At 63.8% G+C, this 21444-nt stretch carries 18 protein-coding genes; 7 read left to right on the plus strand and 11 right to left on the minus strand.

Features of this window, described 5'->3' with window-relative positions:
* Positions 1–83: 83 nt before the first annotated feature.
* The 3 genes from prpC to NFH98_RS14290 all read right to left on the minus strand — a co-directional run bounded on the left by prpC (position 84) and on the right by NFH98_RS14290 (position 2946).
* Positions 84–1211, minus strand: a complete 1128-nt coding sequence (gene prpC / locus NFH98_RS14280) for a bifunctional 2-methylcitrate synthase/citrate synthase (RefSeq protein WP_213231206.1) — start codon at positions 1209–1211, stop codon at positions 84–86.
* Between the two features lie 75 nt (positions 1212–1286).
* Positions 1287–2180, minus strand: coding sequence for a methylisocitrate lyase (gene prpB / locus NFH98_RS14285; protein WP_045993771.1), 894 nt, complete (start codon positions 2178–2180; stop codon positions 1287–1289).
* A 28-nt stretch (positions 2181–2208) separates the two neighbouring features.
* The gene (locus NFH98_RS14290; RefSeq protein ID WP_045993772.1) at positions 2209–2946 is read right to left on the minus strand and encodes a GntR family transcriptional regulator; all 738 of its coding nucleotides are present in this window, start codon (positions 2944–2946) and stop codon (positions 2209–2211) included.
* Between the two features lie 221 nt (positions 2947–3167).
* Here NFH98_RS14290 and pabB point away from each other — a divergent pair, with 221 nt between their 5' ends.
* Entirely contained in the window at positions 3168–4538 is a 1371-nt protein-coding gene (gene pabB, locus NFH98_RS14295) for an aminodeoxychorismate synthase component I (RefSeq protein ID WP_348826855.1), read from the plus strand.
* A gap of 200 nt (positions 4539–4738) precedes the next feature.
* Positions 4739–5479: a phosphoadenylyl-sulfate reductase gene (locus NFH98_RS14300; protein ID WP_231498732.1), complete on the plus strand. Its 741-nt coding sequence runs from the start codon at positions 4739–4741 to the stop codon at positions 5477–5479.
* A gap of 137 nt (positions 5480–5616) precedes the next feature.
* Here the strand turns inward: NFH98_RS14300 and cysB are convergent, their stop codons facing one another.
* Entirely contained in the window at positions 5617–6588 is a 972-nt protein-coding gene (gene cysB, locus NFH98_RS14305) for an HTH-type transcriptional regulator CysB (RefSeq protein WP_045993775.1), read from the minus strand.
* Between the two features lie 334 nt (positions 6589–6922).
* On the opposite strand from cysB, the gene trxA reads away from it, so the two are divergent.
* Positions 6923–7246, plus strand: a complete 324-nt coding sequence (gene trxA, locus NFH98_RS14310; protein ID WP_045993776.1) for a thioredoxin — start codon at positions 6923–6925, stop codon at positions 7244–7246.
* 207 nt (positions 7247–7453) lie between these two features.
* Here trxA and NFH98_RS14315 read toward each other — a convergent pair whose 3' ends face one another.
* Entirely contained in the window at positions 7454–7894 is a 441-nt protein-coding gene (locus tag NFH98_RS14315) for a YtoQ family protein (RefSeq protein ID WP_213231200.1), read from the minus strand.
* A 295-nt stretch (positions 7895–8189) separates the two neighbouring features.
* Here NFH98_RS14315 and NFH98_RS14320 point away from each other — a divergent pair, with 295 nt between their 5' ends.
* Together NFH98_RS14320 and NFH98_RS14325 are read left to right on the plus strand one after the other, a co-directional pair.
* Positions 8190–8891 carry a gamma-glutamylcyclotransferase gene (locus tag NFH98_RS14320; RefSeq protein WP_502878749.1) on the plus strand — a complete coding sequence of 234 codons (702 nt, stop codon included), beginning with the start codon at positions 8190–8192 and terminating at the stop codon, positions 8889–8891.
* 125 nt (positions 8892–9016) lie between these two features.
* Positions 9017–10276, plus strand: coding sequence for a threonine ammonia-lyase (locus tag NFH98_RS14325; protein WP_124803013.1), 1260 nt, complete (start codon positions 9017–9019; stop codon positions 10274–10276).
* A gap of 54 nt (positions 10277–10330) precedes the next feature.
* Here NFH98_RS14325 and NFH98_RS14330 read toward each other — a convergent pair whose 3' ends face one another.
* The 6 genes from NFH98_RS14330 to NFH98_RS14355 form a co-directional block, all read right to left on the minus strand.
* Positions 10331–12667 carry an ATP-binding protein gene (locus NFH98_RS14330; protein WP_348826857.1) on the minus strand — a complete coding sequence of 779 codons (2337 nt, stop codon included), beginning with the start codon at positions 12665–12667 and terminating at the stop codon, positions 10331–10333.
* A gap of 6 nt (positions 12668–12673) precedes the next feature.
* Entirely contained in the window at positions 12674–13168 is a 495-nt protein-coding gene (locus NFH98_RS14335; protein WP_108133826.1) for a putative pterin-binding protein, read from the minus strand.
* Positions 13169–13271: 103 nt separating this feature from the next.
* Positions 13272–15536 carry an ATP-binding protein gene (locus NFH98_RS14340; RefSeq protein ID WP_213231196.1) on the minus strand — a complete coding sequence of 755 codons (2265 nt, stop codon included), beginning with the start codon at positions 15534–15536 and terminating at the stop codon, positions 13272–13274.
* 24 nt (positions 15537–15560) lie between these two features.
* Complete coding sequence (locus NFH98_RS14345; RefSeq protein WP_231498733.1) at positions 15561–16001, minus strand: putative pterin-binding protein; 441 nt, start codon at positions 15999–16001, stop codon at positions 15561–15563.
* Positions 16002–16717: 716 nt separating this feature from the next.
* Complete coding sequence (folE2, locus tag NFH98_RS14350; RefSeq protein WP_349622885.1) at positions 16718–17713, minus strand: GTP cyclohydrolase FolE2; 996 nt, start codon at positions 17711–17713, stop codon at positions 16718–16720.
* Positions 17714–17890: 177 nt separating this feature from the next.
* Positions 17891–18832 carry a LysR family transcriptional regulator gene (locus tag NFH98_RS14355; protein WP_348826859.1) on the minus strand — a complete coding sequence of 314 codons (942 nt, stop codon included), beginning with the start codon at positions 18830–18832 and terminating at the stop codon, positions 17891–17893.
* A 306-nt stretch (positions 18833–19138) separates the two neighbouring features.
* Between NFH98_RS14355 and trpB the strand changes: the two genes are divergently transcribed.
* On the plus strand, positions 19139–20386 hold the full coding sequence (gene trpB / locus NFH98_RS14360) for a tryptophan synthase subunit beta (RefSeq protein ID WP_349622886.1): 1248 nt from the start codon (positions 19139–19141) through the stop codon (positions 20384–20386).
* A 25-nt stretch (positions 20387–20411) separates the two neighbouring features.
* Entirely contained in the window at positions 20412–21239 is an 828-nt protein-coding gene (trpA, locus tag NFH98_RS14365) for a tryptophan synthase subunit alpha (protein WP_045993785.1), read from the plus strand.
* The last annotated feature ends 205 nt before the right edge of the window (positions 21240–21444 follow it).

Here is a 21444-nt window from a genome sequence, read left to right on the forward strand (position 1 = left end):
CATGACCACAACCATGACCATGCGCGCGCCCCGCCGCTCGAGCCTCGGGATATCTTCAAGATACGTTCAGGAGAGCCCCGGACTCAGTCACGCTCTTCGATGGGTACCCATTCGCTGTGGGCCGGGCCGGTGTAGTCGGCGCTGGGGCGGATGATGCGGTTGTTCTCGCGCTGCTCGAACACGTGGGCGCACCAGCCAGTCACCCGAGAACACACGAAAATCGGGGTGAACAGCTTGGTCGGGATATCCATGAAGTGATAGGCGCTGGCGTGGAAGAAGTCGGCGTTGCAGAACAGCTTCTTCTCGCGCCACATCACCGCTTCGACCCGCTCGGACACCGGGTACAGGCGCGTGTCGCCCACGTCGTCGGCGAGCTTCTTCGACCAGTGCTTGATGATGGCGTTGCGCGGGTCGGACTCGCGGTAGATGGCATGTCCGAAGCCCATGATCTTTTCCTTGCGCTCGAGCATGCCGAGGGTTTCGCGTTCGGCTTCTTCGGCGCTCTGCCAGTTCTCGATCATCGCCATCGCCGCCTCGTTGGCGCCGCCATGCAGCGGGCCACGCAGGGAGCCGATGGCCCCGGTGACGCAGGAATGCATGTCAGACAGCGTCGATGCACAGACACGAGCGGTAAAGGTCGAGGCGTTGAACTCGTGCTCGGCGTAGAGGATCAGCGAGACGTTCATCACCCTGGCATGCAGCTCGGAGGCCGGCTCGTCACGCAGCAGGTGCAGGAAGTGCCCGCCCACCGACTCGTCGTCGGTCTCGGTGTCGATGCGCACGCCATCATGGCTGAAGCGGTACCAGTAGCAGATGATCGAGGGCAGCGCCGCCAACAGGCGATCGGAGACGTCCTGCTGCTGGCTGAAGTCGGCCTCGGTTTCCAGGTTGCCGAGCATCGAAGCACCGGTACGCATCACGTCCATCGGGTGGGCGTCCGCCGGGATCTGCTCGAGTACCGTCTTGAGCGCCTCGGGCAGACCGCGCAGGCCCTTCAACTTGGTGATGTAGGCATCCAGCTCGCTCTGGTTGGGCAACTTGCCCTTGAGCAGCAGGTAGGCCACCTCCTCGAAGCGGGCCTTGTCCGCCAGTTCCTTGATGTCGTAGCCGCGATAGGTCAGGCCCGAGCCACTCTGGCCCACGGTGCACAGTGCGGTCGCACCGGCGCTCTGTCCCCGCAGACCGGCTCCTCCAATCGGTTTATCAGCCATGGCGTATCTCCATTTTCGTCATTGGTCGTTGTTATAAAAAAGGCATGAAAGGCGTGCTGGACGCCCGAGGGTCTCTCAGTCCTTGCCCTCGTCGAACAGCGCGTCGAGCTTGCGCTCGAAGTCGTGGTAGCCCAGCACGTCGTAGAGTTCGTCGCGGGTCTGCATGGTGTCGACCACGTCGCGCTGGTGTCCGTTGTCGTGAATGCTCTGGTAGACCTTGAGCGCGGCAGCGTTCATGGCGCGGAACGCCGACAGCGGGTAGAGCACCATACTGCACCCCACCTCGGCCAGTTCCTGCTGACTGAACAGCGGGGTGGCACCGAATTCGGTGATGTTGGCCAGGATCGGGGCATCCACCCGCTCGCAGAAGGCGCGATAGTCGTCGAGGGTGTGCACCGCCTCGGCGAAGATCGCATCGGCACCGGCCTCGATGCAGGCGTTGGCACGGTCGATGGCCGCGTCGAGTCCTTCCTTCTGGAAGGCATCGGTACGGGCGATCAGGTAGAACTCCGGATCGATGCGCGCGTCGGCAGCAGCCTTGACCCGATCCACCATCTCCTGCTGGGACACGATGGCCTTGTTCGGGCGATGGCCACAGCGCTTCTGCGCCACCTGGTCTTCCAGGTGCACGGCAGCGACCCCGGCCCGCTGCATCTCCTTGACCGTACGCCCGATATTGAAAGCGCCCCCCCAGCCGGTATCGATGTCCACCAACAACGGAAGGTCACTGGCCCCGCAGATGCGATGGGCGTCTTCCACCACATCGTTCATGGTGGTCATGCCCAGGTCCGGCAACCCGAAGGAAGCATTGGCAACGCCACCGCCGGACAGATAGATCGCCTGATGCCCGACCCGCTCGGCCAGCATCGCGGTGTAGGCGTTGATGGTGCCGACGATGGGCAGCGGGCTATTGGCGTTGAGCGCCGCACGAAAGCGGGCACCAGGGGTCGAAGTGGACGAGGATGTCATGGGGGGCTCCAGTCAGGGGAAAGTAAGATCAGGTCACCAGGCCGTTGCCGGCGACCACCTGGGGTTCGTCGCGCCCCTCCAGCGAGGCGGCGTAGCGCGCCATCACGTTCTCGCGGGAAGCGCTGACGTGGCGACGCATCAGCAGCTCCGCCAGCTCGGCGTCACCCGCCTCGATGGCGTCGACGATACGGTGGTGCTCGACGAAGGCCTTCTGCGGACGTGCACCGCTGGCGCTGAACTGGGTGCGGTACATCCGGACCAGGTAATAGAGGTCGTCGCACAAGAGGGCCATCAGCATGCGATTGTGGCTGCCCACCACGATACGATAGTGGAAGTCCAGATCGCCCTCGCGCTGATAGTAGGCCTCACCGCTGGCCAGATCAGCCTGCTTCTCGTGCACTGCCAGCACTTCTCGGAGGCCGGCGATCTCGCTGGCGGTCATATGCTCGGCGGCGATCCTGGCGGCCATGCTTTCCAGCGCCTCGCGCACGTCGAACAGCTCCATCAGCTCCTTCATCGACAGCTTGACCACCCTGGCACCCACATGGGGTACCCGTTCGATCAGCCGGTGAGCCTCGAGTCGTCGCATGGCCTCGCGCAGCGGCCCACGAGAAATACCGTAGGCCTTGGACAGTCCCGGCTCGGTGATCTTGCTGCCCGGCGCCAGTTCTCCCCGGACGATGGCGTCCTGCAATTGATGAAAGACCCGCTCGGCGAGGGTTCTGACTTCGGGGGTGGCGGGGGTCTCGTATTCGGCGCTGGTCATGGGATCATTGTCGACAATGTTGGGATAACGGAAATGTAAGATACGCCAAGGCGCGGGTCAATGGCCTGATCAGGCTCATAACCTTAACCATTGGTTGTAGACAATGCCATCCATCTTCCTTGTCCTGTCGACAATGCAGCGTTGACTCGCGCCATCCTTCCACAACGACAAGCCCTGTCGTTGCCCGTAGAATATGCCGCCTGCAACGCCCGAGGCCCCGAATGAACGCCGAGCTCCAGACCACCTCCCTGCCCTACCACGCGACCCCCCTGCGCTATTTCGAGGCTCTGCGCTCGAGGCCCGGGGCGGTGCTGTTGGACAGCGGCCGGCCCCAGGCCCCCGGCGGACGATTCGATATCCTCTCGAGCGACCCCATCGAATGGCTGGAAGTCGATCAGCATGGTCTGCCCAGAGACTCGAGCGGCAGGGCCCTCGAGGGTTCCGCCTTCGACGCCCAGCAGCGCCTGCTCGAACGCCTGCCCCGTCCACGCCAGCCGCTTGATCTTCCCTTCGTCGGCGGGCTGATCGGCTACTGGAGCTACGACCTGGGCCGGCAACTGGCGGGAATCGAAGGGCCTTCACAGACCGCCACCGCCCTGCCTCAGGCCCGGCTCGGCCTGTATGACTGGGCGCTGATTCAGGACCACCAGGAGCGCCGCTGCCTTCTCGTCGCCTCCCCCGAACGGCGCCAGCAGGTACAGACCTGGCTGGCGACAGCGACACCTGCCGGCGACTTTTCGCTGAGCTCCGCCTTCACCTCCAACCTGAGCGAAGCGGGCTACCGCGATCGCTTTGCCAAGGTGCAGGACTATATCCGTGCCGGAGACTGCTACCAGATCAATCTGGCTCAACGGTATTCGGCGGATTACCGGGGAGACCTGTGGCAGGCCTATCTCCGCCTGCGTGACGCGACGCCGACCCCCTTCGCCGGCTTCATGGCGTGGCAGTGCGCAGGGCGCGAACAGGCGCTGCTGTCGCTGTCGCCCGAACGCTTCGTTGAAAGCCGCCAGGGCGAGGTGGAGACGCGTCCGATCAAGGGCACGCGGCCGCGGGGAGCCAATGAGCAGGAGGATGCAGCCCTGGCACAGGAGCTGTCCTCGAGCATCAAGGATCGTGCCGAGAACGTGATGATCGTGGACCTTCTGCGCAATGATCTGGGTCGCGTGTGTCAGCCCGGCACGGTGAAGGTCCCCCAACTGTGCGGACTGGAAAGCTACGCCAATGTTCACCATCTGGTGAGCGTGGTGAAGGGACGCCTACCCGCCGAGACGCCACCGCTCAAGCTGCTGGAAGCGGCCTTCCCCGGTGGCTCGATCACCGGCGCCCCCAAGATTCGCGCCATGCAGATCATCGACGAACTGGAGCCGGATCGACGCAGCGCCTACTGCGGTAGCCTCGGCTACGTCGATGTGCGTGGCCATATGGATACGTCCATCGCCATCCGTACCCTGGTCGCCGATGCCGGCCGACTGCACATCTGGGGCGGTGGTGGCCTGGTGGCGGATTCTCGGGAACAGGCCGAGTACACAGAAACCCAGGACAAGATTCGCCATCTAATGGCCGCCCTGGGCACTGCGACTGACTCGCGCTAGACAGGAACAGGCCGACCTACCATAAAGAAACCCAGGACAAGATTCGCCATCTGATGGCCGCCCTGGGCACACCTGCCAAATAGTAATAAGAAACCTTACCGCTAATCGATAAACGCTATATAAGAACCGAACCAATCGATATTGGGGCGATGGCGGCGGGTTTTGGTAGGGTATCGGCAAAACCCCCAGTGGAGGTCGCCGTGACGTCCTTTGACCCCAATGCGTTCGTCCTGGCCAATGACCAGGCGACACCCAAGAATATCCTGAAAGCCGCCTACGAGGCCTTCGGCGAACTGACCGTGTCATTCTCCGGCGCCGAGGACGTGGTGCTCGTCGACCTGGCGCTCAAGGTCGCGCCCAAGGACAAGGTCAAGGTGTTCAGCCTGGACACCGGGCGTCTGCACGCCGAGACCTACGAGTTCTTCGAACGAGTCCGCAATCACTATGATATCGAGCTCGATATTCGCTTCCCCGATCAGCAGGCAGTGCAGGCGCTGACCAGCGAGAAGGGATTGTTCAGCTTCTATCAGGACGGCCACCACGAGTGCTGCGGCATTCGCAAGGTAGCGCCGCTGCGCCAGCGCCTGGCAGGCCTGCCGGTGTGGGTCACCGGCCAGCGTCGGGACCAGAGCCCGGGCACCCGTTCGAAGCTGCAGATCGCCGAGCGCGACACCGCCTTCGGCAGTGACGATCAACCCCTCTACAAGATCAACCCGCTGACCCACTGGACCAGCGAAGACGTGTGGAACTACATTCGTTCCTTCGATGTGCCCTACAACGCCCTGCACGAAAAGGGCTACGTCAGTATCGGCTGCGCCCCCTGCACCCGCCCCATTCTGCCCGGCCAGCACGAGCGCGAGGGTCGCTGGTGGTGGGAAGACCAGGGTGGCAAGGAATGCGGGCTACATGCCCTCAACCTGCCCCAGGCGGCCACCAGCTGACGTTGTGAGGTATCTGGCTGCACAGCCTCACAAGATCGCAAAGGCCCCGGACTCGCTTGAGTCCGGGGCCTTTCGGTTCATGACGACGCCGTTCATGGCGACGTCAGTGAAGCTCGCCTGACGCCACCTCGCCGCGGTCAGCGCACCGGCAGGCTGATCTTCTCGAACAGCGCGTGTTCATGGCGCGGTCCCGCTGCCAGGGCAGCGTCGACCAGATCACGGTCCAGATGGTCGGCAAACTGCTGCAGGAAGTCATACATGTAGCCGCGCATGAAGGTGCCGCGGCGGATACCGATCTTGGTCGTGGAGCTCTCGAACAGATGGCTGGCGTCCAGCGCTACCAGATCCTCATCGAGCACCTCGTCCACCGCCATGTGCGCCACGATGCCGACCCCCAGCCCCAGACGCACATAGGTCTTGATCACATCGGCGTCGGCGGCGGTCAACACCACATTGGGAGAGAGTCCACGGGCACGGAAGGCGTCGTCGAGCTGCGAGCGTCCGGTGAAACCGAACACGTAGGTCACCAGCGGGTGCTTGGCCAGTTCGTCGAGTCCCAGACGCTCGACCTCGGCCAGGGGGTGATCCCGCGGCACCAGGATGCAGCGGTTCCAGCGATAACACGGCAGCAACACCAGGTCGTTGAACAGTTCCAGCGACTCGGTGGCGATGGCGAAGTCGGCCTGTCCCTCGCTGACCATCTGGGCGATCTGCTTGGGCGTCCCCTGCTGCATATGCAGAGCGACATCCGGGTAGCGCTGGGTAAAGTTCTGGATCACCGGCGGCAGGCAGTAGCGCGCCTGGGTATGGGTGGTGGCGATGGACAGGCTCCCCCGCCGCTCGTCGCTGTGTTCCTGGGCCACATCCTTGATGTTGGCGGTCAGCCTGAGCACCTGGCCTGCCAGCTCGATGATCGCCTCCCCTGCGGGTGTCACGCGAGTCAGGTGCTTGCCGCTGCGCGCGAAGATCTCTACGCCAAGCTCGTCTTCCAGCAGACGAATCTGCTTGGATATGCCTGGCTGAGAGGTAAAAAGACTCTGAGCGGTAGCCGACACATTCAGGTTGTGGCGGGAAACCTCCCAGATATAGCGCAGCTGCTGTAATTTCATGGCCGGGGCTTACCTCGTCCGAAGTCGACGGATTGGCACGGTGGTCGCGGAAGCGGACTAGACTGGAGCCATCGCGTTGGCGGCGTGACAGCGTCCTTGCCCGGGTTCAAGCACTGGACCTCGGGCATGACAACATGCCAAAGCGCCATAAAAAACCACCTTTGTGATTACTTTATAGCATAATGAGATGAGATGCAGCGATTCGTAAGCTGACTAAGAAACTATCGACCCAATATTTGCCAGCGTATGGGCCGACCGCTACCATCGTCCCACCGGACATGGCAGACATGTCCCACATTCCGCTCGATGAAGCGCAACGTAGATGGAGAAACACATGGCTAACAATGTCGATGTCACCAATGCCAACTTCGAGCAGGAAGTTCTGCAGGCCGACTCCCCGGTATTGCTGAAGTTCTGGGCTCCCTGGTGTGGCCCCTGCAAGGTCATGGCACCGGTGGTCGATGAAGTCGCCGAGGAGCGTGACGGCGCCCTCAAGGTCGTCAGCATCAACGTCGATGATGCCCCGGAAATCGCCGCCGAGCAGGGCGTACGTGGCGTCCCCACCGTGATGCTGTTCAAGTCAGGTGCCAAGGTGGCATCCCTGGTAGGTGCCCAGTCGAAGTCCCAGCTGACCCAGTTCATCGACCAGAACGCCTGATACAGCGCTGTCGACCTCTGCCGTCACCAGACGGGACGTCCAGCCAGGGGCCAAGGCCCCTGAAACATGGCCCGGGATCCTCCTTCAGGATCCCGGGCCATGTCGTTACTGCCCCGAGCGTTATCGCTGAAGCCAAGGGCTTGGGCAATGGCAGTGCCCACCCTCGCCAGTGGATGCCATCGTGCGAGGCTCGAGGCAGCGCCGACATCAGTCCCGCAGCACGTAGCGCAGGATCTCTACCACCTGGTCGGTGGTCGTGGCCCAGGCCTGGGCGTCGGCATCGACCTCCTTGAGCGGATGTACGATGTCCTCGCCGTGCAGCGTCACATAGGGCTTGCCGAGAGCCGAGCAGTAGCCGGCGTCGAAGGCCGCGTTCCACTGCTTGTACTTGTCACCGAAGCGCACCACCACCAGATCGCTCTGCTCGATCAGGGTCCGGGTCCGGATGGCGTTGACCCTGGAAGACTGGTGATCCCGCCAGAAGCCACTTTCCGGCACGCCCAGCATGTCTCCGGCGGCGTCGCTGGCATCATGGTTGGTCACCGCCTGGGTGAACACCACGTCGAGCCCGGCGTCTCTGGCTCCCTGCTTGATCTCTTCACGCCAGTCGGTATGGATCTCACCGGACAGATAGACGGTAAAACTCATGGCCTCATTTCCTTGTTCTCGGTCTTGCATGAATCATTGTCGGAGTGCCAGGACGCCGCCACCGGCCGTCACCCGAAAGAGGGACCAGGACATTCGGACTTCATCCTGGCCTTCGGAGCTGATAATTTGCCTATTGGCGGTCTAAGGAACCTGGCCCTCGTGGCTTCTTGCGTGGCGCTCACCATCATACCCGCGCCTCCTGTACTGACAAACCGGTTGCCCGGCGCAGTGACGGCGTGGCGGTATCGACTCGAGCACCACCAGTCCGTCTGACTTCATTCGACAAGGATCTTCGATGCACCCGCAGGACTCCCCTTCCAACCGGCCAATGCCTGTCAGCGCGGACACCCGGGAAGCCAATCGACGCCAGGACCATTTCGGCTCTCGCGAGGCGATCTGGCTGTTCGGCTACGGCTCGCTGATCTGGAAGGCGGACTTCGCCTATCGCGCACGTCGTCCAGCGCTGATCGAAGGCTACGCCCGCCGGTTCTGGCAGGGCTCCCACGATCATCGCGGCACTCCTGAGGCTCCTGGTCGCGTCGCGACGCTGATCCACCAGCCGGGCTCGCGGTGTCTGGGCATGGCCTACCTGATCGGGCCGGAGGTGTTGGCCCCCCTGGACCTGCGTGAAAAGAACGGCTATCTGCGTGAGCGTGTCACGCTGCATTTTCTGGACAACGATCTCGCCGACAACGATCAGCCTGATGTCGATGACCCACTCGACGATGACGGCCTGACCACCGCCAGGACCGCCGAGGGGCTGGTCTACATCGCCGGTGATGCCAACCCGGCCTATCTCGGTGATGCCTCCGATGACAGCATTGCCGAGCAGATCGCCCACGCCCATGGCCCCAGCGGCCCCAACAGCGACTACCTGCTGCACCTGGCAGACGCCCTGCATGCCATGGGAGGCGAAGACGACCACGTCTTCGGCCTGGCGACCGCCCTGCGCCGTCGAATGCGCCAGGCGGCGACTCACCCGGCTACCACCGACTGAGCGCCGCCCTTCCCCTCGGCAATGCCGGCCACGCCTGGCTCTCGGATCGAGCCGGCGACCCCGCCGGCGACACCTTGTGCCGGACGACCTCCGGCCATCTGTCTGTTACCCGCTGGAGATCCCGGATGAGTGTGACCCTTGAAGACATTCGACGTGCCGCCGATGCGACCGTCGGCCATATCGCCCGTACTCCCTTTCTGCATTCCGCCACGCTGTCGCGGCTGGCCGGCTGCGAGTTGTACATCAAGTTCGAGAACCACCAGTTCACCGCCGCCTTCAAGGAACGCGGCGCCCTCAACCACCTGCTGTCCCTGTCCGAAGACGAGCGCCAGCGGGGGGTCATCGCCATGTCGGCCGGCAACCACGCTCAGGCGGTGGCCTACCACGCCTCAAGGCTCGGCATCCGGGCGGTCATCGTGATGCCGCGCCACACTCCCAACCTCAAGGTCAGCAATACCCGGGCCCTTGGCGCCGAAGTGCACCTGGTCGGTGATGGGGTGGACGAGGCCGGAGACTACGCGGCTCGCCTGGCCGAGGAGCACGGCTATGTATTCGTCCACCCCTACGACGACGAGCGCGTGATTGCCGGCCAGGGCACCATCGCGCTGGAGATGCTCGAAGACGTGGCGGATCTGGATGCGCTGGTCATCCCCATCGGCGGCGGCGGCCTGATCGGCGGCAACGCCGTGGCCGCCAAGGGACTCAATCCCGACATCGAGATCATCGGCGTGCAGACCGCCCGCTTTCCCGCCATGCAGCAGGCGCTGGCGGGTGAAAAGATCCACTGCAGCCTCGCTACCATTGCCGAGGGGATCGCGGTCAAGCAGCCCGGCAAGATCACGCGAGAACTGGTGCGCGAGCACGTCAGTGACATCCTGCTGGTCGACGAGGCCACCATCGAGCGGGCGATCCTGATGTTCCTGGAGATCGAGAAGACGGTCGCGGAAGGCGCCGGTGCGGCGGGACTCGCTGCCGTATTGAGCCAGCCGGAGCGCTTCCGCGGTCGCAAGGTGGGGCTGGTCCTGTGCGGCGGCAATATCGACATGCAGGCGTTGTCGTCGGTGATCCAGCGCGGCCTGGTGCGCTCTGGTCGCATCGTGCGCGTTCGCGTGGGCATCTCCGACGTACCCGGCTCGCTGTCAGAGTTGACCCAACTGCTCGCCGAGCAGCGTGCCAACGTCATCAGCATCACCCACCAGCGTACCTTCACCGACCTGTCGCTGCGCGCCACCGAGGTCGAAGCCACCCTGGAGACGCTGGGCAGCGAACATACCCGAGAGGTCATCGAGGCCCTGCGCCATGAGGGCTACGATCCGGTGATGCCGGCCAATGAGGTGCATCCGGACGAACGTTGGGCCAGCGGCGTGGCTCCCGGCGACGTCTAGGCCCCGCCAGCGGCGGGACGTCACCTCATCGAAGGGTCCCGCCCAGGGCCGCTTTCAGGTCTGCAACAGCCCCGCCGATCGCAGAGCCTGGCCGGTCGCCGGGCCCAGCCGGGCGAGTATCTCGAGCTGTGTCTCGAGTTCCGCCTGCTGGCCGTCGTTTGCCATGCGCTCCACTCGGGCGGCCTGCGCCTCCAGGGCCTGGCAGCCCAGCGAAGCAGAGACGCCCTTGACGTCATGAGCAATCTGACCGAGTGCCTGGTGGTCGCCGACCGACAGCGCCTCTCGCATCTGCTCGAGCCGCTCCGGGAAACGCTGCAGATAGTTGGCCACCATGCGACTCAGGCCCTGGGGCGACATCACCTGACGCAGCTCCTCTACCGTGTCTCCGGCGAGCAGCGTCTCGTCGATCCGGGGCCGATCCTCGAGCATCGGGGCAACGACGGCGGGTGCCGCTTCGACAGTGCCGCCTAAGGTCTCGCTATCCAGGCCGCGGTCCGGACCACTCGCCCTGCCATCGCAACCCCTGCCATCGCCCCCCCTGCCGGCATTGTCGCCACCTGATGGGCTCGCGTCAGCGGAGCTCGGTGCCGCGTGCACCCGGCTGTAACGGCGCAGCGCAGCAGACAGCTCCTTGCGCGAGAACGGCTTGCCGATGACGTCGTCCATTCCCGCATCGAGACAGGCGCGATGATGCTCGGGCATGACGTTGGCGGTCACCGCGATGACCGGCAAACGCTGGACCCGCTGGCCCTGTTCGCGCAGAGCCTCTTCGTGCTGGCGCCAGCGACGCGTGGTCTCTAGCCCGTCCATCACCGGCATCTGCATGTCCATCAAGACCAGATCAAAACGTCGTTGGCCCAGGGCCTCCAGCGCCTGCTCGCCATTGCCCACCAGTTCGCAGGTCTGTCCCAGTCTGGTCAGCATGGCGGCCACCAGCTCACGATTGAGGGCATTGTCCTCGACCACCAGCACGTGCTGGCTTTCCAGCGGCTCCTGCTGCCCGGTGCTGGCAGCACCCTCTTCCACCCCCGCCACCACCGGCAAGGGAAGATCGAACCAGAATCGGCTGCCGGACTCCGGCTGGCTTTCCACCTTGAGCTCTCCGCCCATGGCCGCGACCAACTGAGAGCAGATCGCCAACCCCAGGCCGGCACCCTCATGGCGACGTGACAGGGCGGTATCGGTCTGGGCAAAGGGCTCGAAGATGCGCTGCTGGTCCTGCTGGGCGATACCGCAGCCGGTATCGTAGACCATGAAGGTCAGCCGGCCGTCCCCATTGTCGGAGACCCGGAGCATCACAAAGCCACTTTCGGTGAACTTGAAGGCGTTGTTGAGCAGATTCATCAGCACCTGGCGCAGCCGATGCACGTCGCCATCGACCCAGGTGGGCAAGGCGGGAGCGGCACGCATCAGGAACTGCACCCCGCTGCGGCTCTGGGTCTGATAACCGGTCGCGAGTTGCTCCAGCATTCTCGACAGGTGGAAGGGTTGACGTTCGACCGCCAGGTGCCCTGCCTCGATACGGGTGTAGTCGAGCACGTCATTGATCACCGAACGCAGCCCAGCGGCGCTGTCACGCAGCCCTTCTATCTGGCGGCGTCCCTGATCACTCAAGGGTTCGTCGTGCAGCAGCTCGGCCATGCCCAGCACGCCGTTGAGTGGCGTACGGATTTCATGGCTCATGATGGCCATGAAGTCGGACTTCGCGCGATTGGCCACTTCCATGCGCTGATAGGCCTCGCGCAGGGTTTCGGACTGGGATTCGAGCAAATGGGTCTTGTGACGATGCTGACGCGCCTCCTTCACCAGCGCACGAATCAGCACGCCACCGGCGATCAGCGACAGCAGGATCGAGATCAGCACCGCGATGTACAATCGCCCGAGCACGCCCATGTCCGCGCTGCGCTCTTCCGCGGCGATTCGACCATGATGCAGCATCAATTGCCGACTCAGTTCCTGCGCTTCGCCGAGACGCTCTATCAGTTCGCGTCGCAGTGCAGCGTCATAGGCAACGTCTCCATCGGCCACCGCAATGAAGCGTCGATCCAGCCGTTGCATGCCACGATCCAGCTCGTCGATCAGCTCACGACCGGTCGCGTAGCGATCCAGGAAGTTGCTCGTCTGGCCCTCCAGCAGCACCATGAAGCGCCCGTACAGCAGTTCGAAATCCAAAAGGGTCTCGTCCAGCCGGCTATCGCCGCGCTCCCAGATGGCCAGCCGCAGATCGCGCAGCGAGCGATCGTACTGATACAGGGTCCAGGTGACGGTGTCGACGTCTCGGTGGTAGATCGCCTTGTTGCGGTCATAGATCAGCCCTCCTGTCACCATCACGGCGACAATGAAGACGACGGCGGCGATCGCAGGAATCCTGATGCGCAGACGATGGGCCATGAGAACTCAGTTGACGTCGATGCGGGCGACCTGCCAGACAGATCGACTGAAGTAGATATTGGTCTTGAGTTCCGGCTGGTCGTCGAAAGGATAGACCACGAACAAGGGGCCCTTGTCGCGGATTCTCATGCGCTCTCCATCGCGGCGCATGGCGAGGATCACACCATGTTCGTGGGCGTCGCTCACCGGCATCAGCGTCTCGTAGTCTTTGATGGCGGCCACCCTGAGCTCGTCGCCCTCGGCCTCCACCGCCGCCAGTACATCGCTGAGCAGCGGCCCCTCGAAGCGAGACTGACCATCGATCCAGGGATTGCCGGTCACCACGACATGCTGGGGCAGCGCCTCGAGCATGGCGCGGTCGAAGTGGGCTTCATCACTCACATTGGTCACGGAGATGCGCCCACCCACCTCGAGGATCACCCTGCCACCGGGGGCGTCCAGCGCAAGAGCCTGTCCGACCATTCCCCATAGCATCACCAACGCGATGGTTCGCCATCCCATGACGCCTCTCCCATTGAAAATCGGCATTCTCGACGAATTTTTGCCGTACCAGCGACATGCTACTGCCAGTTCAACGGCCAGGGAAGGCATTCACGCTCAGGATTCAGCGAAAGCTGTCGAGCACTCCGGTGGTTCGCCAGGCAAGACCGGTGCGGGTGCCGATGTCCTCCAGTTCCTTGATCAGAGGCACCAGCGGCTCGTGACGGCCCATCTCACCGTGCTCGATGATCGCCTCCACCACCGCGACCACTGCCGTGCACCCCAGGGTGGTTGACGCATGATGAAGCTCCCTGGCCTCACCGACCAGCATGTCGAAGTCCCTTTCTTCGTGGGCCGTGTAGAGCCTCGCGATGCGAGCAGGAAAGCGGGCCAGGTAGCCGCGTACCATGCGCTCCAGAGCATCCGCCGAGACCATCGAGCGCAGCTCTTGAAGCGTCGTTCGCGACAGCAGGTCGGCACTGGCGACTCTTTCTTCCGTCGCCGTCTGGGTGGGCGCGGAGGCCCCTTCGTGGGCGGATGTACTCGGAGGCGTCCAGAAGTTTTCGTCGGGGTCGAGGGAGGGATAGACCCGAGAGGGAAAGCGACCAAGCACCTGGCCTAGATCCTGACGCGTGAAAGGCTTGCCAATCAGGTCATCCATCCCCGCCTCGCGGCTGGCCCGGCGATGTTCCGGCAGAACGTTGGCCGTCACCGCGATGATCGGCAGCCGAGCGTCGTCGTCGCCATCACCACGGTGGATCGCCGCTTCCCGCTCGCGCCAGCGCCGGGTCGTCTCCAGACCATCCATGACCGGCATCTGCAGATCCATCAGCACCAGATCGAAGTCACGCTGTGACAGCGCCTGCAGCGCTTGCTCGCCGTTGGACACGACTTCGCAGGACTGGCCCAGGCGGGCCAGCATACTGGCCACCAGCTCCCTGTTGAGAAGGTTGTCGTCCACCACCAACACATGGTGCGGCGCCAGCGGCGCCGGGGCAGACGCCACCTCGACCTTCTCCTCTTTCTGATCGCTGGCCGGCAAGGGAAGTTCGAACCAGAATCTGGAACCGCTGCCCAGCTGGCTGTCCACCTTGAGGTCGCCCCCCATGGCGCGCACCAGGCTACGTGCGATGGGCAGGCCAAGACCGGCACCGTCATGACGCCTGGCCATCACCGGATCGGATTGTTCGAAGGGCTCAAAGATTCGCTCGACATCCAGCTGAGATATCCCGCACCCGGTGTCGTAGACGACGAAGGCAATGCGCTGATCCTGGGCACAGGAAACCCTCAACATCACGAACCCCTGGCGGGTGAACTTGAAGGCGTTGTTCAACAGGTTCTGCAGTACCTGGCGCAGCCGATGCTGATCTCCTTCCACGCAAGCGGGCAGGTCCGGGGCCAGGCGCATCAGAAACTGCACATCGCCCAGGCGTTGCGAACGATAGCCCAGGGTGGTCTGGTCGAGCATATGGCGCAGCGCAAACAGTTCGCGCTCGACCTCGATCCGGCCGGTCTCCAGCCGCGTATAGTCGAGCACATCGTTGATCACCGAGCGCAGTCCCGTCGCGCTGGCCTCCAGGCCTTCGATATGACGCTTGCCCTGATCGCTCAGGGATTCGTCGCGCAGCAGATCGGTCATGCCCATGACGCCACTGAGCGGTGTGCGCATCTCATGACTCATGATCGCCATGAAATCGGACTTGGCGCGACTGGCGTTCTCGGCACGCTCCACCGCTTCCTTCAGTGCTCGCGACTGGGCCTGCAGCAACTCCGCCTTGAGGGTGTGGGCACGCCCCTCACGCATCAGCGCCAGCACCAGCACGGTACCGGTCACCATGATAAGCACGATGCAGGCCAGTACGACACCATACAGACGCAGCATCGACTGGGTATCTTGGGTGCGCAACTCGGCCACACTGGCCTTGTGTTGCAACAGCATGTCGCGACTGACGTTCTGCAACTGCCCCAGGGTCTGCTTGAGTGCATCCCTGTCGTCGTCGAGCAGGCGCCCCCCCTGCTCCAGAGGCTCGACTCGCCCCCCCAGATCGTCGATCAATTGCTCCGCGCGCCGATACAGTTCCTGGGAGGCACTGGTCTGACGCAGAAAGTCCCGAGTCTGCCCCTGACGCAACAAGTCGCTTCGTCCGTGCAGAATCTCGTAGTCGAGGACCAGGCTATCGATATCATCCGCGCTGACCTCGGCGGCCTGAATGCGCATTTCGCGCACCATGCGATCGAACTGGTAGAGGTTCCAGGTGACGGTATCGAGGATGCGATGCTGCAATTCCTGCTGCCGATCGAAGGTAAGGCCTCCCGCCACCAGTGCCGCCACAAAAAACAGCACCGTTGCGGTGGCCGCCACCCTCGAGCGATACGGCAGTTTCAGCATAATCTGACCTCGGCCACCGGCGGCTCAGTGGACATCGATGGACTCCACCTGCCAGACGGACCGCGTCAGGTAGACAGCGTTGTAGATTTCAGGGTGCTGATCAAAGGGATAAATCACAAACAGGGGCCCTTGATTGCGCACTTCCAGGCGCTCGCCATCGCGCCACATCGCCAGCACAAGGTTGAAGGTCGAGGCATCCTGCACCGGAACCGACGCCACAAAATCGTTCAATGCGGAAACACGCAGCTCGGTACCGCGCGCCTGGACCGCATCGAGTAGCCCCTCGAGCAGAGGCCCCTGATAGACAGAGGCACCGTCAAACCAGGGGAGATGGGTCGTGATCGTGCCCTGGGGTAGCGCCTCGAGCATGTCGCGGTCGAACCAGGCCTGATCACCGACATTGGTGACCCCGATGTCACCGGACACCTTCAACAAAGGCGTGCCCGAGGGCGGTTCGAGCGCCATCGACAGGGGCGACGCCAGTGTCAGCCCCAGGACCATGAGTCGCCAGCAATATCTCACATCTCCCCCTATGGCCTCCTGCTTGGGCGTGGAAGCAATCTTCGCTTATATGCTGAATCAGCTACCGATGATGTGAAAAGAGTAAAGCAAAAGACACAAACCGTCACGTTTAGAAACCTGAAGCGCCTCTCTACTACCCTTCCATGGTGAAAGACGACCCTCGGGAGACACCAGTCGACACGGACGCGTCTACCCACCAGGCAACAATGGCGTGCTGTTCTCGCAACGTCATGGATGTTTCATGGCCTTGTCATGACCACGCCCTGAACGGTGTGCTCCGTCCTATAAAACCACGTCTCAAACCCCTGTTTCGACCTGCCCTCCCACCAAGTGGTCTCCTACGCGTGCCGAAGCACATATCCTTGCTGGCTTGCCAGCCGGCGATACCAGGATAAGACCGCTTCGGGCCCTTGCGCACGCTACCAGATCACAGCACGCATCCTCACTAGCCTGCCGGCCGGCACTACAAGGACAAGTGCACTTCAGGTACTTGCGCACGCTACCAGATCACAGCACGCATCCTCGCGAACTTGCCAGCCGGCCATACAAGGGCAAGTGCGCTTCAGGTACTTGCCCACGCTACCAGATCACAGCACGCATCCTCGCTAGCCTGCCGGCCGGCCATACAAGGGCAAGGCCGCTTCAGGTACTTGCCCACGCTACCAGCGCCAACTGCTGCGGGCCACGGCGTCGTGGGCGTGCAGGCTCTCGGCATGGATCACCTTCTGTTCGAAGCCATCGATCCCCGGGATGGTCATCAGGCAACCATGCACACGACGTGCGGCGTCCTCGCAGAACATCAGGTTCTGCCCGTTGGCCAATGCAAAGGCCTGTTCGTCGGGACGCTTGACCGCAGTCTGCAGCGCCGTGCCCAGGCTCTGCTCCACCCTGTCGATGACTTCGACCATGGGGACGTCCTCGACCTCGAGGCCCAGCCTGAGCGCCATGATCACCTGGCTGCGCTGGCTATGAGGCGTCGCCACGATCCCCGACTCCTGCCCCAGCCAGCGGTGCACCTCATCACGGGCCGGATGAGGCTCTGCGGCAAAGTCACGGTTGAACTGTTGCTGGATCAATTGACGCGCCAGCGCCGCGGAACAGGGGCAAGTGGAGGAATAGCCCACCTCCAGACGCAGGACTACCGACCGCTGGCCACCTCGTTGCTCGACTTCAAGGTGAAAGGGATAGGCCTTCCAACCAGCCAGGACACTGACCAACGCCGGACGCTTCAACAGCAAACGTCCCTCGAGAGACAGACTGGCAGACCGGGAGAGACCCTCGTGACTGTCGAGAAAGCGCGCCAGGCAGGCGTCCAGTCGAGGCAACGTCAGCGCTTCTTCGGTCAGGTCGTCAAGCGCCAGGTACAACCTCGACATATGAATCCCGCGGGCCTCCGGGGCGTCAAGACTGACCCCTGCGTTCACCCTGGCTTCGATCCGCTGTCCCGCCAGCTCGACGGGCAGCGCGATGCCCTCCATGCCGACCCAGTCCAGGGCGACGCCCTGGCTCACCTGCTGCACGGCCACATCCGACAGCCTTTGTGGATCGTCGATGGGCTCCCTCCCCCGGGCGTCTGTGTCGCTGACCGTGTCGTTGACCGTATCGCTGACTGTGTCGTTGACGGCCTGGCTGGCCTCGATCTGTGCGTCATTCATCCTTTCACCGCCGGTTCAGTCTGATAAAAAACTACGTTATAACATAACATTAACAACGACTGCATTCGGACATCCTGCTCTACCATCAGCACGCAGCAGCGCGACCGAGCACCCGTTCACAGCGCGGCGAGCCGCGCCATTGCCGGCTCGCACCTCGTATCAGCCCAGCACCTCGTATCAGCCCAGCGCCGGCGCTTCGGCCAGCTCTGCCGCCAACCAGTCGGCCAGATCATTTGCCAGCGGATGGCGCGCCCCCCTAGGCCCGGCAGCCAGTTCCAGCACCAGGCAGGCGTCGGTGGCGACAAAGCCCCAAGGCGCCACCAGGCGCCCTGCGCGCACGTCCTCTTCCACCAGGTAGTCCGGCGCAATGCCGACCCCAAGCCCCACCAGGGTCGCCTCCAGCAGGTAGTTGAGGTGCTCGAAGCCCTGGCCCATCGTCAGCCGCTCCGGCGCGATCCCCTGGCGGCGACTCCAGTCGCCCCAGGCGGAGGGACGTGAACGGGTATGCAACAGCGCTTGGCCGAGCAGTACCCGCGGGTCGGGCGGGCTTGCTGTAGCCCCGCCGGGCCGATGCAGCTCAAGCTCACGACTGAGCACGGGACCGATGCGCTCCTGCCCGAGGATACGGGTGACCTCGCCCGGCGGCTCCCCTTCCGGCAAGCGCTGAAAGCGCAGCACACCATCGACCCCGGATAGCGTCGCGACACCTTCCTCACCGGCGGTCAGATGCAACTCCAACTGCGGCAGAGCCTGCTTCAAGCGGGCCAGTCGAGGAATGAACCAGCGCGCCAGGAAGGAGCCTGGGCAGCTCAGCACGAAGGGCGACTGGACGCTGGTGCGAGCGACCTCGGCGCAGACCCGTGCCAGGGCGCCAAGATGGAATCCGGCGGCGTCGGCCAGCTCACGGCCGGCATCGGTCAGTCTCAACCCCCGCCCTTCCTTCTCGACCAGGGCAACCCCCAACTGGTCCTCGAGCAGCTTGATCTGACGACTGACCGCACCATGGGTCAGGTGCAGCGAGGCCGCCGCCCGCGACACGCTACCGTGGCGCCCCAGCGCCTCGAAGGCCCTGAGCGCCCTGAGCGAGGGCAACGGGACGTCCTGGTTGTGCGATGTCATGGCGAGCGTCTCTCCCGGCTTGGCATGGGGTGTCTTGTCTTAGCTCGTCTGGGCCTGGTGTGCCCCGGCGCCCAGAGGTCAGCTGATGGTGCCACTGCGTGCCGTGCGTGCGGACTTCCGGGGCACGGCTCACGGCCTAGTTCGGGACCACAGTGAAGGGCCAAGTGGTCTTGCAGCTCCTCAACTGGTGAGATTTTCTCACACATCCTGGCTGTTATTTCGATTTTTTCCGGCCGCATGCAGCGCTATGCTGCTGTCCATGCCATTCGGGGCGCAGATCGCGCCTGGTCAGCCTTGGAGCCCGTCATGAACCAGCAACGCCCAACTCCCAGCCTCCGTCACGGACCCGACCCTCGTGGTTTCTTCGGTGACTTCGGCGGTCGTTTCGTGGCCGAGACCCTGATGCCGCTGATTCTGGATCTCGAGCAGGAATACGACGTCGCACGCCAGGACCCGACCTTCGCTGACGAGCTGGCCTCGCTGTCGGCCGACTACGTCGGTCGCCAGAGCCCGCTGTACTTCGCCGAGCGCCTGACCGAGCATCTGGGCGGCGCGCGCATCTATCTCAAGCGCGAAGACCTGATGCACACCGGCGCCCACAAGATCAACAACGCCCTCGGCCAGATCCTGCTCGCCCGTCGCATGGGCAAGCGTCGCATCATCGCCGAGACCGGCGCGGGCATGCACGGTGTGGCCACCGCCACCGTCGCCGCGCGTTTCGGCATGGACTGCGTCATCTACATGGGCAGCACCGATATCCATCGCCAGCAGCCCAACGTACAGCGCATGCAACTGCTGGGCGCCAAGGTGATTCCGGTCACCGCCGGCGACGGTACTCTGAAGGACGCCATGAACGAGGCGCTGAGAGACTGGGTCACCAACGTCGACTCCACCTTCTATATCATCGGCACCGTGGCCGGCCCCCACCCCTACCCAGCGCTGGTGCGCGACTTCCAGTCGGTGATCGGGCGAGAGGTGCGCGACCAGATCACCGCCAAGGAAGGACGCCTGCCGGACTCGCTGGTCGCCTGTATCGGCGGCGGCTCCAACGCCATGGGCCTGTTTCACCCCTTCCTCGACGACCCTGAAGTGGCGCTGGTCGGCGTCGAGGCGGCCGGCGAAGGCCTCGACACCCCACGCCATGCGGCCAGCCTCAAGGGTGGACGTTCCGGCGTGCTGCACGGCAACCGTACCTTTCTGCTGCAGGACGACGAAGGCCAGATCAGCGACGCCCACTCCATCTCCGCCGGCCTCGACTACCCCGGCATCGGACCCGAACACGCCTGGCTGCATGCCATCGAGCGCGCCGAGTACGTGGCAGCCACCGATCGTGAGGCGCTGGACGCCTTCACCCTGCTGTGTCGCAAGGAAGGCATCATCCCGGCGCTGGAGTCTTCCCACGCCCTGGCCGAGGTGATCAAGCGCGCCCCGCGACTGCCGGCGGATCATCTGATGGTGGTCAACCTGAGCGGCCGCGGCGACAAGGACATGGCCACCGCCACCGAATGTCTTGCCGATGAACTGGGCCTGGGAAAGCCCGACCAGCAGGACTGACACCCCGGATTCCAGGAGAGAGACCATGACCACGACCACGACCGCCGAGGGGCGCCTCGCACGTCGCTTCGCCGAGACTCGCCAGCAGGGACGCGCCGCCCTGGTGACCTACATCGCAGCCGGTGATCCCGACTATGACACCAGCCTCGCGACCCTCAAGGGCCTGGGCGAGGCCGGCGCCGATGTGATCGAACTCGGCATGCCGTTCACCGACCCCATGGCCGACGGCACCGCCATCCAGCATGCGACCCGCCGGGCGCTGGATGCCGGCCAGACCATGGACAAGACCCTCGAGATGGTCCGCCAACTGCGTCGGACCGATCAACAGACTCCGGTCGTGCTGATGGGCTACTACAACCCCATCTACGCCCGTGGCGTGACACGCTTTCTCGATCAGGCCAAGGCTGCCGGCGTCGACGGTCTCATCGTGGTCGACCTGCCGCCGGAACACGACGACGAGCTGTGCCTGCCTGCCAATCAAGCCGGGCTCAACTTCATTCGTCTGGCGACCCCCACCACTGATGCCCGCCGTCTGCCGGGGGTGCTCACCAATACCTCGGGCTTTCTCTACTACGTCTCGAGCAACGGGGTCACCGGTGGTGCTGCGCCAAGCGCCGAACGCGTGCAACAGGAGGTAGCCCGCATCCGCGAGCACAGCGATATTCCCATCGCCGTCGGTTTCGGTATTCGCACCGCCGCCCAGGCCAGAGAGATCGGCGCCTTCGCCGACGGCGTGGTGGTAGGCTCGGCGCTGATCGATGCCCAGGCCAGCGGCGACACTCCCGCCGAAGGTACCCAAGCCGTGCTCGAATTGACGCGCGAGCTGGCCCAGGCGCTGACCGGCGCCCGCTAAGCCCTGGCAAAGAACCCCGGTCAGGAACTCCGGTAAAGAACCCCTTATCGCGTGATCCCGGTACAGAGGCCCTGTCGGCGTCTGCTCGACATAAAGACGCCTCGAGGAGACTCACGCCAGGCCTTGCGCCAAGCCACTCCCGGGAAGCGTCTCTTCCCCACGCAAGCCCCGCCGATCAGGCGGGGCTTGCTGCCATCGGGCCGAA

Source organism: Halomonas sp. H33-56 (genome assembly GCF_040147035.1).
Taxonomy (GTDB): Bacteria; Pseudomonadota; Gammaproteobacteria; order Pseudomonadales; family Halomonadaceae; genus Halomonas; species Halomonas litopenaei.

Excerpts from the sequence above, each read along its gene's own strand:
- prpC (WP_213231206.1), bottom strand. The coding sequence starts at position 1,211 with ATGGCTGATAAACCGATTGGAGGAGCCGGTCTGCGGGGACAGAGCGCC.
- prpB (WP_045993771.1), bottom strand. The coding sequence starts at position 2,180 with ATGACATCCTCGTCCACTTCGACCCCTGGTGCCCGCTTTCGTGCGGCG.
- NFH98_RS14290 (WP_045993772.1), bottom strand. The coding sequence starts at position 2,946 with ATGACCAGCGCCGAATACGAGACCCCCGCCACCCCCGAAGTCAGAACC.
- pabB (WP_348826855.1), top strand. The coding sequence starts at position 3,168 with ATGAACGCCGAGCTCCAGACCACCTCCCTGCCCTACCACGCGACCCCC.
- cysB (WP_045993775.1), bottom strand. The coding sequence starts at position 6,588 with ATGAAATTACAGCAGCTGCGCTATATCTGGGAGGTTTCCCGCCACAAC.
- trxA (WP_045993776.1), top strand. The coding sequence starts at position 6,923 with ATGGCTAACAATGTCGATGTCACCAATGCCAACTTCGAGCAGGAAGTT.
- NFH98_RS14315 (WP_213231200.1), bottom strand. The coding sequence starts at position 7,894 with ATGAGTTTTACCGTCTATCTGTCCGGTGAGATCCATACCGACTGGCGT.
- NFH98_RS14320 (WP_502878749.1), top strand. The coding sequence starts at position 8,190 with ATGCACCCGCAGGACTCCCCTTCCAACCGGCCAATGCCTGTCAGCGCG.
- NFH98_RS14325 (WP_124803013.1), top strand. The coding sequence starts at position 9,017 with ATGAGTGTGACCCTTGAAGACATTCGACGTGCCGCCGATGCGACCGTC.
- NFH98_RS14330 (WP_348826857.1), bottom strand. The coding sequence starts at position 12,667 with ATGGCCCATCGTCTGCGCATCAGGATTCCTGCGATCGCCGCCGTCGTC.
- NFH98_RS14335 (WP_108133826.1), bottom strand. The coding sequence starts at position 13,168 with ATGGGATGGCGAACCATCGCGTTGGTGATGCTATGGGGAATGGTCGGA.
- NFH98_RS14340 (WP_213231196.1), bottom strand. The coding sequence starts at position 15,536 with ATGCTGAAACTGCCGTATCGCTCGAGGGTGGCGGCCACCGCAACGGTG.
- NFH98_RS14345 (WP_231498733.1), bottom strand. The coding sequence starts at position 16,001 with ATGGCGCTCGAACCGCCCTCGGGCACGCCTTTGTTGAAGGTGTCCGGT.
- folE2 (WP_349622885.1), bottom strand. The coding sequence starts at position 17,713 with ATGAATGACGCACAGATCGAGGCCAGCCAGGCCGTCAACGACACAGTC.
- NFH98_RS14355 (WP_348826859.1), bottom strand. The coding sequence starts at position 18,832 with ATGACATCGCACAACCAGGACGTCCCGTTGCCCTCGCTCAGGGCGCTC.
- trpB (WP_349622886.1), top strand. The coding sequence starts at position 19,139 with ATGAACCAGCAACGCCCAACTCCCAGCCTCCGTCACGGACCCGACCCT.
- trpA (WP_045993785.1), top strand. The coding sequence starts at position 20,412 with ATGACCACGACCACGACCGCCGAGGGGCGCCTCGCACGTCGCTTCGCC.